The sequence below is a fragment of the Cupriavidus sp. 05T313 genome (assembly GCF_056396665.1).
The window spans coordinates 1-13,215 of record NZ_JBFTLX010000200.1 but is presented as its reverse complement, the minus strand read 5'-3'; the positions used below and the strand labels follow the sequence as shown (position 1 = coordinate 13,215).

Sequence of the window (13,215 nt, the reverse complement as noted above, 5' to 3'; positions counted from 1 at the left end):
CACGTGGTCTGGACGGTCACACCGGCCCTGCACACCCCGCTGATGGCGGTGACCAACGCAATCTCGGCCATCATCATCGTCGGCGCCATGCTGGCGGCCGGCCTGACCGAGGGGCCCGTGGGCCGCACCATGGGCGCGCTGGCGGTGGCGCTCGCCGCGGTCAACGTGTTCGGCGGCTTTCTGGTGACGCAGCGCATGCTGGAGATGTTCAAGAAGAAGGAACCCAAGGCCAAGCCCGCGGGCGCCCATGGCAAGGAGGCCGCGGCATGAGCAATCTCGTGAGCATGAACCTCGTCACCCTGCTCTACCTGCTGGCCTCGGTGTGTTTCATCCAGGCGCTCAAGGGCCTCTCGCATCCCAGTTCCGCACGGCGCGGCAACGCCTTCGGCATGACCGGCATGGCCATCGCGGCGGTAACCACGCTGGTGTTGATCGCCAAACTGAGGAACGACTTCATGGCGGCAAGCGCCGCCCAGTCGTCGGTCGCCGAAGGCCTGGCATTGATCTTCGGCGCGCTGGTGGTCGGCGGCGGCATCGGTGCCTACGTGGCGAAGAAGGTCGAGATGACCAAGATGCCCGAACTGGTGGCCGCCATGCATTCGCTGATCGGCCTGGCCGCCGTCTTCATCGCGGTGGCCGCGGTGGCTGAGCCAGCCGCCTTCGGCATTGCGCCCGCGGGCTCGCATGACATCCCGCTGGGCAACCGCATCGAGCTGTTCATCGGCTGCTTCGTCGGCGCCATTACCTTCTCGGGTTCGGTGATCGCCTTCGGCAAGCTGGCCGGGCGCTACAAGTTCCGGCTGTTCCAGGGCGCGCCGGTGTCCTTCGCCGGCCAACACATGCTCAACCTGCTGCTGGCGGTGGCGATGATCGGCTTCGGCGTGGCCTTCTTCCTGTCGCAGGCCTGGATGCCCTTCCTGCTGATGCTGGCGATCGCCTTCGTGCTGGGCGTGCTGATCATCATCCCGATCGGGGGCGCCGACATGCCCGTGGTGGTGTCGATGCTGAACTCATACTCGGGCTGGGCGGCCGCCGGCATTGGCTTCTCGCTCAACAACCCGATGCTGATCATCGCCGGCTCGCTGGTTGGCTCCTCCGGCGCCATCCTCTCGTACATCATGTGCCGCGCGATGAACCGCTCGTTCTTCAACGTGCTGCTCGGCGGCTTTGGCAACACCGCGGCGGCCGCCACGGCAGGCGGTGCGGAACAGCGCAATGTCAAGGCCGGCTCGGCCGACGACGCGGCCTTCCTGATGAGCAATGCCGAGACCGTGATCATCGTCCCTGGCTACGGCCTGGCGGTGGCGCGCGCGCAGCACGCGCTCAAGGAACTCACCGAAAAGCTGGTCGAGAAGGGGGTGACGGTGAAGTACGCCATCCACCCGGTGGCGGGCCGCATGCCGGGCCATATGAACGTACTGCTGGCCGAGGCCGAGGTCCCTTACGACCAGGTCTTCGAGATGGAAGACATCAACAGCGAGTTCGGCCAGGCCGACGTGGTGCTGGTGCTGGGCGCCAACGACGTGGTGAACCCGGCCGCCAAGACCGATCCCGGCTCGCCGATTGCCGGCATGCCGATCCTGGAAGCCTACAAGGCCAAGACCATCATCGTGAACAAGCGCTCGATGGCGGCTGGCTACGCGGGCCTGGATAACGAACTGTTCTACATGGACAAGACCATGATGGTGTTCGGCGACGCCAAGAAGGTGGTCGAAGACATGGGCAAGGCAGCCTGAGGCAGCATAGGCTGGCCGCCTTTGCCCGCAGGCGACGGGTGGCCGGGCAACACCGGCATCCATTCTGGCAATCAAAGGAGATTTTGCATGAAAGCGCATCCCGCCCCTAACCTGTTTGCCGACCTGGAGGGCAAGGTCGCGCTGGTGACCGGCGCATTCGGCGGCCTGGGCCGGCACTTCGCCCTGACCCTGGCGCGTGCCGGATGCCGGGTTGCACTGGCCGGACGGCGCGTCGGCGAAGGCGAGGCACTGCTTGCCGCGCTCCGCGAGGAAGGCGCTGAAGGCTGCGTGGTTTCGCTCGACGTCAGGGACCCGGCCTCGGTGGCGTCGGCCTTCGCGGCCGCGGCCAGCGCGTTGGGCACGGTCGACATCGTGGTCAACAGCGCAGGCATTGCTGTCACGCGTCCCGCCATCGAGGTGGCGGAGGACGAATGGCAAAGCGTGATCGACACCAACCTGAGCGGCGCGTGGCGGGTGGCACAGCATGCGGCGCAGATGATGCGCGATGGCGGCAAGGGCGGCAGCATCGTCAACATCGCCTCGATCCTTGGTATGCGCGTTGCCCAGCAAGTGCCCGCCTATGCCGCGGCCAAGGCTGGACTGATTCACCTGACACGGTCGCTCGCGCTGGAATGGGCGCGGTATGGTATCCGCGTCAATGCGCTGGCACCGGGGTATTTCGAAACCGACATCAACCGGAGCTTCTTCGAGACCGACAGCGGCCAGGCACTGGTCAAACGGATCCCGCAACGCCGGCTTGGACAGCCGGAGCAACTCGACGGCGCGCTGCTCCTGCTGGCATCGAACGCTTCGGATTACATCACCGGCGCCGTATTGCCGGTGGATGGCGGGCACATGGTCAGCACGCTTTAGCCCGAAGCGAACGACACAACCAATCGAAGAGACCCCGTAGTGGATCGGGGCACAGGGAGACAGACACGATGACGCATGCCAGCGCGCAACGCGAGACCGCCCCGGCGGATAAACACCCGCCGGATCTGGATTGCACCAGGCTGGCGGCCTTGCTGCACGGCCAGGGCCTGATCGAGCGGCCCTCGCTCATGGCGCAACGGCTGGCCGGCGGCCAGTCCAATCCCACCTATCGGATCTGGTGCGAAGGGCGGCAATATGTACTGCGCACCAAACCGCCCGGCAAGCTGTTGTCGTCCGCCCATGCCATTGACCGCGAATATCGCGTAATGCATGCACTGCGGGACAGCGAAGTGCCCGTCCCGCAACTGTTCCTCTACAGCGAGGATACGTCGATCCTGGGCAGCCCCTTCTACGTCATGGAGTTCCTGCAAGGCAGGGTCATGTTCGACCAGTCGCTGCCCGGCCTGTCGCGTGAGGAACGCACGGCGATCTACCGGGAAATGAACCGGGTGATAGCGGCATTGCATCGGGTGGACTATCAAAAGGCAGGTCTCGCCGACTATGGCAAAAGCGGAAACTACATCGCACGGCAAGTGAGCCGCTGGGCACGCCAGTGCCAGGACACCGGCACGGACGGCAATACCGCGCTGGAGGCCCTGGCCGACTGGCTTCCACGCCATCTTCCGCCGGAACACCAGACCAGCCTTGTCCACGGCGACTTCCGCATGGACAACCTGCTCTTTCATCCAACCGAGCCGCGCGTACTCGGTGTCCTGGATTGGGAATTATCGACGCTGGGCCACCCGGTGGCCGACCTTGCCTATCAGTGCATGGGTTGGCATATCCCGGCATCGCTCTGGCGCGGCATTGGCGGGCTGGACCTGCACGACCTGGGCATTCCGGACGAGGCCACCTACATTCGGTGGTATGGCGATGCCAACGGCATGCAGGAGATGGAACATTGGGATTTCTACCTCGCCTATAACTTCTTCAGGCTGGCCGCCATCATGAACGGCATTGCGCGGCGCGCGGAAGGTGGCAATGCGGCGGCCGCGGATGCGCTGGAAACCGGCCGCAAGGCAAGGCCGCTTGCAGAACTGGGCTGGGAATATGCGACCCGCTACGGGGCAACGCGGTCAGTCGGCGGCAAGTGCGCCTGAAGTGTCGTTTTCCCGGCGCATGAAGCGGCCTGATGGTGCCAGCCCGCTTGCAGGCCAGCGGGTAGCCGGGCGCTTCGCCCGGCCAGCCCCGGCTGGCCTCCCCCTCACGCCACCTTCGGGAAATCCACCACGGTATCGTTGACGCGATTGACCATATTGGTGAACAGGATCGCACTGACCGCCTGGATGGCCTCGATGATCTGGCGGTCGGTATAGCCGGCTTCGCGCACATTGGCGACAGCGCTGGCGGGCAACGTGCCGGCGGTCTTCACCAGGGCCAGCGCAAAGCGGACCAGGGCGTCGATCTTGCTGTCTTCCGGGTAGCTGCCGGCGCGCAGTTCGCGTGTCTGCTCCGCGCTGTAGCCCGCCATCTTGCCGGTCATGGTGTGCGCGGCGACACAGTAATCACAAGCCGAGGCTTCGCTGACAGAGAGATTGATGGCCTCCAGCTCGCGGGCGCTGAGGGTGGCGTTCTTCAGCAACGCCCCGGTTTGCAGCACGTTGGCAAGCACCTCGGGGGCATTGCTGCCGATAACCAGGTAGGCGTTGGGCACCTTGCCGACGGCGCCCTTGATCGCAGCGAACAACTGGGCGGTCTGGCCGGTGGCTTCAGTGGCGTTGATGGTGTGAAGACGGGACATGATGGACTCCGGTTAGTTTGGTCGATGGATCGCGCCGTGTTTGTTGCGCTGCTTCCATGGACTGAAGTCTAGGCGTCCATCTTGTCATTTACAGCATACAATAGTCGCAATCTCTTGCTCCATCGTCTCAACATCCCGTCATGGACGCCTTGACCGAACTGGTGCGCATGCTGGCTCCCGCCGGCACCGTGGACCTGCACTGCCACTTCGCCGGCAACTGGCGCGTGGACAACGCGGCGGCGCCGCCCGGGCACCTTCCCTATCACATCATCCTGGGCGGGCAGGCGCGCGCGCTGGTGGAGCAGGACGCGATCTCGCTTGGCGCGGGTGATGTGCTGCTGTTTCCCCATGGCACCGCGCACACGCTGCGCAGCCTGCCGGACGGCGCAGCGCCCGCCGGCGCGGACATGCCGGCCCACCGGACGCGCTTCAACGGCTTGCTGACGGAAGTGACAGTGCCGGGCGACGAGCGTCCGCTGGATATGTTGTGCGGCACTTTTGTGCTGGGCTTGCCGGGCACCATGCTGTTGCGCAACCTGCCCCCCGTGCTGCGCATCGCCACCGCCGAACGCGCCGATTGCGCCTGGCTGGATGCCTTGATCGACATGATGCGCAACGAGGCCCAGGCGCCCGAGCCCGGCGGCATGGCGGTCATCGCGCAGCTTTCCACCGCCTTGCTGACCTTGCTGCTGCGCGCCCTGATCGCCCAGGGCGGGGTCACGCACAGCCTGCTGGCGCTGATGGCCGATGCGCGCATGTCCAGGGCGATCGATGCCGTGCTGCGCGCACCCGCCGAGCCGTGGTCGGTGGCGTCGCTGGCCGAGGCATGCAATATGTCGCGGGCGACCTTTGCCCGGCGCTTTACGCAACTCAGCGGCGAGACGCCGCTGCAGCTGGTCACCACCTTGCGCATGGAAATGGCCGCCCGCCTGCTGACGCAAGACCGCGATTCCGCGGCCAGCATCGGCGAGCATTGCGGCTATGCCTCCGAGGCGGCATTCGGGCGGGCCTTCAAGGCGTATTTCGGCATGGGGCCAGGCGCGTTCCGGCGCCAGGCGCGGGAACGCCGCGCAGCCGCCGCCGTGACGGCGGACACCAGGGGCTAGGCGGCGGCGCGCTGGGCCTCGTAGACCTGCAGGTGGGCATAGGCGATGCGCGCCAGCGGCGCGTCATGTCCCAGCCGCGCGGCGCGCTGCGCCATGTCGCCGACGATGTCCAACGCCTCCAGGCGGGGCGCGCCTTGTGCGATGTCGCGCATCATCGAGGCGGCCCACGTCGAGGTCTCGTCCAGCAGCCGCGCGGCCATCGCATCGGCCACCGGCTCGGGCAAGGCATGCCCGGACAAGCGCGCCACCGCCGCGCACTCGTCCATGGCCTGGCGCATCAGCGCCCGTCCGTCGGCCGTCCTGACGATCTCGCCGACGGTGCCGCGCATCAGGCACGTCATCAGCGCACCGGCCGAGATCATCACCCACTTGTTCCACAGCGCCTGGTCGATCGCCGGCGACAGTTCGCGCATGCCAGGCGTGCTCGCGGCGAGTGCATGAAATGCGCCGGCCAGGGCTTGCGCCGGTTCGGCACGGGCGCCCACGACGAGTCTGTCGACCGCCCCCTGGTGCACCACCGCGCCGGAAGCGTCCAGCGTGGTCGCGATGTAAGAGACACCGCCGAGCACCCTTTCCCGGCCGTAGCGCGCATCCAGCGTCTCATACGCGCGCAGGCCATTGACCAGCGGCAGGATCGCCGCGCCCTTGCCGTGGGTGCCGTCCAGCGCCGGGTCCAGCGCTTGCATCGCGCTGGCCAGGTCGTAGGTCTTGCAGGCCAGCAGGACGAGGTCGTAGTCCGCCCTGACCGCGCCGGAGAGCACGGTCTTTACGGCAGTATGGATATCGCCAAGCTCGCTGCGCACGACCAGGCCGTCCCTGGCCAGCACCTCGGCGCGCCGTGGCCGCACCAGGAACGTGACATCGGCGCCCGCCTGCATCAGCCGTCCGCCGTAGTAACCGCCCATGGCGCCAGCGCCCAGGACCAGAATCTTCATGACGTTCCCCGCTTCGATGGATGGGATAAATAAAAAAAAAGCCTATGAGGCGCCGCTCCCGGCAAGCTCGTCGCCTGCCTCCGCCGCGTCCTCGCCGCCCGACAAGAAGCCGGCAGCGGATTCGAGCCGCCGGCGCATGCCGTCTCCGGCGGCGGGACCGGGCACCAGCGCGTGCCGCGCGAAACTCAGGCGCTCCCCCGTGCCGGCGTCCACCAGCACCGGTTCGACGACCTTGCCGGTTTCCTTGTCGAGCAACTCCACGCTGGGGCCTTCCGGCGCGAAGTGCTTATTGCCCCAGGCCAGCATGGCCAGCAGCACGGGCAGGAAGTCGCGCCCGCACTGGGTCAGGACATACTCATAGCGCGGCGGCTTCTCGGAGTACTGGCGGCGCTCCAGCAAACCCTCCTCCACCAGCGCGGTCAGGCGGCGCGTGAGCATGTTGGGCGCGATATCCAGGTTCTTCTGGAAGTCGTCGAAACGCCGTGCGCCATAGAACGCCTCGCGCATCAGCAGCATGCTCCACCACTCGCCAACCCGTTCCAGGCCACGGGCGATGGGGCATTGCATGTTCCTGAAGGTCTTTCTTTGCATGGTCGAGGGCTCCAATCCGGCATCTTGATACTTTCAACATGATAGCTGGATTGAAATGTCCCGATGCCGGAAAACCCGCCCTGCCAGTGCTGCTTAATCCAGGATTTCGAGCGCCAGCGCGATGCCCTGCCCACCCCCGATGCACAGCGTCACGATGCCCCGGCGTATGCCGTCCATGCGCATCGAATAGAGCAGGCGCGTGGTCAGCACCGCGCCGGTCGCGCCGATCGGGTGGCCATGCGCGATGGCGCCGCCGTCCACGTTGATGATGTCGAGCGGCAGCCCGAGTTCGCCCGCGACCGCCAGCGGCACCGCCGCGAAGGCCTCATTGATCTCGATCCGCTCGATATCGCCCAGCGTCCATTGCGCGCGCTGCAGCGCCTGACGCACGGCGGGCACGGGGCCAAGGCCGAACAGACCCGGCTCGACCGCGCCGACGCCGTAGGCCACCAGCCGCGCCATCGGTGCCAGGCCCTGGCTCTCGGCCAGGGCGCGTTCGGCGACGAGCATGGCAGCCGCGCCGCTATTGAGCCCCGGCGCATTGCCCGCGGTGATGGTGCCATCCTTGCGGAACGCGGGGCGAAGCCTGCTGAGAATCTCGAATGTGGTGTCCGGCCGGTTTGCCTCGTCCACGCCGAACATCGCCGTCCCGCCCTTCGCCTTCACCGGAACGCCAACGATCTGCTCCACGAAACGGCCTTGTTCCTGCGCGTGGGCAAAGCGGCTCTGCGAGCGCTCCGCCCAGCGGTCCTGTTCATCGCGGCCAATCTTGTTGCGGGTCACCAGATCCTCGGTATGCCAGCCCGAGTGCTCGCCCGAGAAGGCATCCACCAGCCCGTCGCGCAGCATGCTGTCCTGCAGCACCGCGTCGCCCATGCGGCTGCCCCAGCGGCCGGCGGGCATCAGGTAGGGGGCCTGGTCCATGTTCTCCATGCCGCCGGCAACCGCTGCATCGACATGGCCAAGCCAGATTTCATCGGCGGCGCTGGCGATGGCCTGCGCGCCGGACCCGCACACGCGGTTGACGGTCATCGCGGGCAACGACACCGGCAGGCCCGCGCCGATGGCGGCCTGCCGCGCCGGGTTCATCCGGTTGCCCGCCTGGATCACATTGCCGAACACCACGCTGCCGATCCGTTCCGGGTCCAGCCCGGAGCGGCGGACCGTCTCGCGGATGACGGCCGCCCCCAGTTCGGTCGCCGGCGTGGCCTTGAGCGAACCGTTATAGGCGCCTATGGCGGTGCGAACGGGGTGGCATAACACGACTTCCCTGGCTTTCATCACAGACTCCCTGGCTTGGTGGACGAGGATGGCCACGCGGTCGCGGACCATTCCGCTTGGGCTTCGCCGGCGGGAACACCGCGCGGCGCCTTGCAGTAGCGGTTATCGGCACGGGCGCATCCCACGCCGCTGTCGCGCGGGCGCTCCGTAGCCGCATGGACGGGCTGGGCCGCCATGCCGGCAAACAGTGCGGCGCTGGCTAAGGCGCTGGCCAGCGCGTTGGCTAAAATGGCTTTCATCATGCATCTCCCGATTGAAGGTCTCAATGCGCGTCGGCCGACGGCGCTTTCGGCGCCGCCACCTTGCGCATCAGCGGCACCATCGCGGTGGTGATCACAAAGCAGACCATGATGACCAGGAAGGCATCGCCAAAGGTCTGCGTCTGCGCCTCGCGCCACGCCAGCGCCCACAGTTGCCTGAGCGCCGCGCTCTGCGCGTCGACAATGTCGTTGCCCCACGCGGCCATATTGCTGCCGACGGCCTGCAGCAGCGCGCCCATCGCCTCGTTGCGGTAGTTCAGGTGCTCGGCGATGCGCTGGAAATGCAGGTTGGTGCGGTCGTTCAGGATCGTCGCGCAACCAGCGATGCCGATCGCGCCGCCCAGGTTGCGCATCAGGTTGAACAGGCCGGACGCCAGCTTGAGCCGCTCCGGCGACAGCGCCCCGAGCGTGAGCGTGACCGCCGGCGCCACCGCGAACTGCTGCGCCATGCCGCGAAACGCCTGCGGCAGCAGCAATTCCTGCGCGCCCCAGTCATGCGTGATGGGCGCGAACTGCCACATCGAGAACGCAAAGCAGCCCAGCCCGAACATCATCAGCCAGCGCAGGTCCACACGGTTGGCGAAGAAAGCGTACACGGGGATCGACATGACCTGGAACACGCCGGTGGAAAACACCGCCAACCCGATCTGCAACGCGCTGAAGCCGCGCACGCGGCCAAGGAACAGCGGCGTGAGATAGATGGTGGCGAAAATGCCCACGCCGGCCATGAAGGAAAAGAAGCAGCCCAGCGCGAAGTTGCGGTCCTTGAGCGCGCGCAAATCCACCACCGGCTGCGCATAGGTCAGGCTGCGCCAGACAAAGCCCACGCCCGCGATGCCCGAGATCCAAGCCGTGGCGCGAATCACGTCGTCGCCGAACCAGTCCCAGCGCGGGCCTTCCTCCAGCGTGTATTGCAGGCAGCCGAGGAACAGCGCCATCAAGGTCATGCCGAGGTAGTCGGCGCCGCGTATCAGGGACCAGTTGGGCCGGTCCACGCGCACCAGCATGGGCACGGCTACGGTGACGAAGATACCGGGAACCAGGTTGATGAAGAACAGCCAGTGCCAGGAGTAGTGGTCGGTGATCCAGCCCCCCACGGTGGGTCCGAGCGTAGGCGCCAGCGAAGCCAGGGCCCCGATGGTGGCGGCGGCAATGACGCGCTGCTTGCCGCCGAAGAACGCAAAGGCGGTGGTGAACACCAGCGGGATCATCGAGCCGCCCAGGAAGCCCTGCATGGCGCGAAAGGCGATCATGCTCTGGATGTTCCAGGCAATGCCGCACAGCAGGCTGGTCAGCGTGAACCCGGCCGCCGACGCGGCAAACAGCCAGCGCGTGGACATTACCCGAGACAGCCAGCCCGACAACGGGATGACGATGATCTCGGCGATCAGGTAGCTGGTCTGCACCCACACGGTTTCATCGGTGCCCGCCGAGAGCCCGCCGCCGATATCGCGCAGCGAGGCCGAGACAATCTGGATATCCAGCAAGGCGATAAACATGCCCACGCACATGGTGGCAAAGGCGAACACCTTGGCGCCCGTGGTCATGGAGGCCGCGGAAAATGCCGGGGGTGAAGGCTTGGTCTCGGCCGGCTGCGCGCCCTGCCCGGGCGCGGCGAGGACACCGGTGCTCATGGCTGCACCTGCGCATCCGCGCGGGAATCGACTTCGGCGACCACGGACAGGCCGGGCCGGAGCATGGCCAGCGTGGCCTCGTTCTCCTCCAGCATGATGCGCACCGGCACGCGCTGGACAATCTTGGTGAAGTTGCCGGTGGCGTTCTCCGGCGGCAGCACGCTGAACTGCGCGCCGGTGGCCGGCGCCAGGCTGGTCACGCGGCCGTGGAAAACACGCCCCGGCAGCACATCGGCCTCCACGGTGGCGCGCATGCCCGGCCGCAGATGCGCAAGCTGCCCTTCCTTGAAGTTGGCATCGACCCACAGGCCGCGCGCCGGCACGATCGAAAGCAATTGCGTGCCGCCGGCGGCGTAGGCGCCCACGCGGGCGCGGCGGTTGCCGACAGTGCCGTCGATGGGCGCTCGCAACTCCGTGTAGCCAAGGTTCAGTTTGGCGATATCGCGCTCCGCGGTGGCCTGCGCGAGCGCCGCCTGGGCCTGCAGCTTCTGCGTGGCGATCACGTCGACCTGGCGCTGCGCGGCGAGCAGGCTGGCCTGCGCCTTCTGCGTGTTGGCCAGCGACTGCTTGTAATCGGAGTCTGCCTTTTGCGAGCTCTGGATCGATACGGCCGACTTGGCCGCCAGGCTCTGGTAACGCGCCTGGTCATCGCGGGCTCGCGCGGTGTCGGCATCCACCGCCGTCACCGCCGCCCGGGCCTGGCTGATCACGGCCTCCTGCAGGGACCGGGTGGCGTCGAGATTGGCCAGCAGCGCCTGCTGGGCGGCCACCGCGCCTTCCGCCTTGGCCAGCGCGGCGCGGTAGTCGCGATCGTCGATGCGGGCCAGCAAGTCGCCTGCGCGTACCTGCTGGTTGTCGGTCACCGTGACTTCGGCCAGGTAGCCCGGCACCTTCGGCGCGATCACCGTCACCTCCCCGCCCACATAGGCATCGTCGGTGCTTTGCAGGAAACGGCCGTGCGACCACCAGTGCTGGCCGTAAGCCGCGGCGCCCAGGCCGGCGGCGACGAGCGCGCCGGTCATCAGCAGGCGCCTGGGGCTGAGCCGGGGTTTAGAGACGGGAACGGGCTCCGAGCCAGCACGCTCGGCGGCGATGTCGCTTGTCATGACGCTTCCTCTTGCTTTCGTATTGACGCTTTCAGATGTGGCCCGCTGCGTGCGGGACGTTCGGGGTGGCGGCCGCGCGCGCGGCTGCCGATTTGTGAAGCTTGGCGCGCAAGCGCTCGCTGGCGGCCGGTCCGGGCACGACCATGTGATCCGCTTCGGTGATGGGATGCCCGGTCGCCGCATCCACCAGGACCGGCGTGACGGTGGCGCCGGTATGCCGGTCCACCAGTTGCACGCTCTCGCCCTCGGGCGAGAAGTGGCGGTTGCCCCAGGCCAGCAGCACCAGCATCACCGGCCGGAATTCGCGGCCCCGCGCGGTCAGCAGGTATTCGAAGCGCGGCGGCCGCTCGCAATACTGGCGCCGCTCCAGCAGGTCCTCGCGCACCAGCGTCTCCAGGCGGCGGGCCAGCATATTGGGCGCGATGCCCAGTTGCTTCTGGAAGTCGTCGAAGCGGCTCGCGCCATAGAACGCCTCCCGCAGGATCAGGATGCTCCACGGCTCGCCCACCCGCGCCAGGCTGCGGGCGATGGGACAAGGCGCATTGTCGAGCGGCTTTTTCTGCATGTTCGCGACCTCCGGAAATCAGGTTGCTATCAAGATGAAAGTTAGTATAGAGTTGTGGATATCATCATGCAAGTAACTTGTTAAACAAAGTCTTTGCGGCGGCGGACACGCCGCTTCCGGAATAACCGAAGGAGATGGAAATGAGTCGTACCCCGCCCCGCACCGAAACCGCCCCGGCGCATCCGCGCATCCGCACGCTTGCGACCCGGGCCACGGCGCTCGCAGCGGCAACGCTGGCAGCGGTGGGCCTGGCTGCCTGCGCGGCGGTAGGCCCGGATTACCGGGTGCCCGCCACCGACACGGCGGCAAGCTACCCGCATGCCGATACGCTGGCCGCGCGCGAGGCGCAACGGCCCGCCCCCGCGCTGGATAGCTGGTGGACGGGCTTCGACGATCCCGCGCTGACGCGCATCGTCCAGCGCGCGCTGGACCAGAACCTGGACTTGGCCGCCGCGTTGGCCCGCGTGCAGCAGGCGCGCGCCGTTGCCGCCGAAGCAGGCGCGCAGTTGCTGCCGCAGGGCAGCCTGTCGGCGCAGGCAGTCAAGGAACGGCAATCGCTGGAAAGCCCGCTGGGCAAGATCGGCAGCCAGTTCCCGGGCTATAACCGGAATTTCGCGCTCTACGATGTGGGCGCCGGCGCAAGCTGGGAGATCGATTTGTTCGGCGGCCTGCGGCGTGGCGCGGAAGCGGCCGACGCCGAAGCGCAGGCCGCGCAGGCCGACCAGTTCGGGGTGCGCATCTCGGTCGCGGCCGAAGCCGCCGATGCCTATTTCCGGGTACGCGGCGCGCAGCAGCGCATCGCCATTGCGCAGGACCAGGTTGCGACCAACGCCAGGCTGTTGGAGCTGGTGCGCCTGCGCTTGCGCGACGGCCTGTCGTCCAGCCGCGAAGTGGCGCAGGCGGAAGCGCTGGTGGCTCAGGCGCGCGTAACCATCCCGCCGCTGCGCATCGAGCTGCAAACCCAGTTGAACCGGCTCGATGTGCTGATGGGCGCCCAGCCCGGCACCTACGCCGCGGAGCTTGGCCCGCTGCAGGAGGGCGTGGCGGTGCCTGCCATCTCCGTGGCCCAGGGGCCCGCCGACCTCCTGCGCCGCCGCCCGGACGTGATCGCCGCGGAACGCAGGCTGGCGGCCAGCAGCGCCCGCATCGGGGCGGCCACCGCCGAGTACTATCCCAAGCTGTCGTTGTCGGCCCTGCTCGGCTTCGAGAGCCTGAGCGCCGGCAAGCTGTTTTCCGCTGCAGCGTTCCAGCCGCTGGCGGCGGCTGGTTTGCGCTGGCGCCTGTTCGATTTCGGCCGCGTCGATGCCGAGGTGGCGCAGGCCAAGGG

Annotated in this window: 14 protein-coding genes; 6 read left to right on the top strand and 8 right to left on the bottom strand. The window is 67.4% G+C overall.

Annotated elements, in window-relative coordinates; translation table 11 throughout:
- The 4 genes from AC1DKD_RS30950 to AC1DKD_RS30935 form a co-directional block, all read left to right on the top strand.
- A partial coding sequence (locus AC1DKD_RS30950; RefSeq protein ID WP_477144106.1) for an NAD(P) transhydrogenase subunit alpha part 2 occupies positions 1 to 270 on the top strand: 270 nt, incomplete at its 5' end.
- Positions 267 to 1,736: an NAD(P)(+) transhydrogenase (Re/Si-specific) subunit beta gene (locus tag AC1DKD_RS30945; RefSeq protein ID WP_441626605.1), complete on the top strand. Its 1,470-nt coding sequence runs from the start codon at positions 267 to 269 to the stop codon at positions 1,734 to 1,736. The genes AC1DKD_RS30950 and AC1DKD_RS30945, both read left to right, overlap by 4 nt.
- A gap of 87 nt (positions 1,737 to 1,823) precedes the next feature.
- Positions 1,824 to 2,609, top strand: a complete 786-nt coding sequence (locus AC1DKD_RS30940; protein ID WP_441626607.1) for an SDR family NAD(P)-dependent oxidoreductase — start codon at positions 1,824 to 1,826, stop codon at positions 2,607 to 2,609.
- A gap of 68 nt (positions 2,610 to 2,677) precedes the next feature.
- Positions 2,678 to 3,769, top strand: coding sequence for a phosphotransferase family protein (locus tag AC1DKD_RS30935; protein ID WP_441626609.1), 1,092 nt, complete (start codon positions 2,678 to 2,680; stop codon positions 3,767 to 3,769).
- A gap of 104 nt (positions 3,770 to 3,873) precedes the next feature.
- Here AC1DKD_RS30935 and AC1DKD_RS30930 read toward each other — a convergent pair whose 3' ends face one another.
- Positions 3,874 to 4,410: a carboxymuconolactone decarboxylase family protein gene (locus AC1DKD_RS30930; RefSeq protein ID WP_441626611.1), complete on the bottom strand. Its 537-nt coding sequence runs from the start codon at positions 4,408 to 4,410 to the stop codon at positions 3,874 to 3,876.
- Positions 4,411 to 4,550: 140 nt separating this feature from the next.
- Between AC1DKD_RS30930 and AC1DKD_RS30925 the strand changes: the two genes are divergently transcribed.
- The gene (locus AC1DKD_RS30925; protein WP_441626613.1) at positions 4,551 to 5,516 is read left to right on the top strand and encodes an AraC family transcriptional regulator; all 966 of its coding nucleotides are present in this window, start codon (positions 4,551 to 4,553) and stop codon (positions 5,514 to 5,516) included.
- Here AC1DKD_RS30925 and AC1DKD_RS30920 read toward each other — a convergent pair.
- The 7 genes from AC1DKD_RS30920 to AC1DKD_RS30890 all read right to left on the bottom strand — a co-directional run bounded on the left by AC1DKD_RS30920 (position 5,513) and on the right by AC1DKD_RS30890 (position 11,888).
- Entirely contained in the window at positions 5,513 to 6,451 is a 939-nt protein-coding gene (locus tag AC1DKD_RS30920; RefSeq protein ID WP_441626615.1) for a 2-dehydropantoate 2-reductase, read from the bottom strand. The genes AC1DKD_RS30925 and AC1DKD_RS30920 overlap by 4 nt on opposite strands.
- Before the next feature lie 42 nt (positions 6,452 to 6,493).
- Positions 6,494 to 7,042, bottom strand: coding sequence for a winged helix-turn-helix transcriptional regulator (locus AC1DKD_RS30915; protein WP_441626617.1), 549 nt, complete (start codon positions 7,040 to 7,042; stop codon positions 6,494 to 6,496).
- 93 nt (positions 7,043 to 7,135) lie between these two features.
- Positions 7,136 to 8,323 (bottom strand): thiolase family protein, encoded by a 1,188-nt coding sequence (locus AC1DKD_RS30910; RefSeq protein WP_477144105.1) that lies wholly within the window; start codon positions 8,321 to 8,323, stop codon positions 7,136 to 7,138.
- The gene (locus AC1DKD_RS30905) at positions 8,323 to 8,565 is read right to left on the bottom strand and encodes a hypothetical protein (protein WP_441626621.1); all 243 of its coding nucleotides are present in this window, start codon (positions 8,563 to 8,565) and stop codon (positions 8,323 to 8,325) included. Before AC1DKD_RS30905 ends, AC1DKD_RS30910 begins: the two co-directional genes overlap by 1 nt.
- 20 nt (positions 8,566 to 8,585) lie before the next feature.
- Positions 8,586 to 10,217 (bottom strand): DHA2 family efflux MFS transporter permease subunit, encoded by a 1,632-nt coding sequence (locus tag AC1DKD_RS30900; RefSeq protein ID WP_441626623.1) that lies wholly within the window; start codon positions 10,215 to 10,217, stop codon positions 8,586 to 8,588.
- Positions 10,214 to 11,323 carry an HlyD family secretion protein gene (locus AC1DKD_RS30895; RefSeq protein ID WP_441626625.1) on the bottom strand — a complete coding sequence of 370 codons (1,110 nt, stop codon included), beginning with the start codon at positions 11,321 to 11,323 and terminating at the stop codon, positions 10,214 to 10,216. Before AC1DKD_RS30895 ends, AC1DKD_RS30900 begins: the two co-directional genes overlap by 4 nt.
- A gap of 31 nt (positions 11,324 to 11,354) precedes the next feature.
- Entirely contained in the window at positions 11,355 to 11,888 is a 534-nt protein-coding gene (locus tag AC1DKD_RS30890; RefSeq protein WP_441626627.1) for a winged helix-turn-helix transcriptional regulator, read from the bottom strand.
- 140 nt (positions 11,889 to 12,028) lie between these two features.
- Between AC1DKD_RS30890 and AC1DKD_RS30885 the strand changes: the two genes are divergently transcribed.
- A partial coding sequence (locus AC1DKD_RS30885; protein ID WP_477144104.1) for an efflux transporter outer membrane subunit occupies positions 12,029 to 13,215 on the top strand: 1,187 nt, incomplete at its 3' end.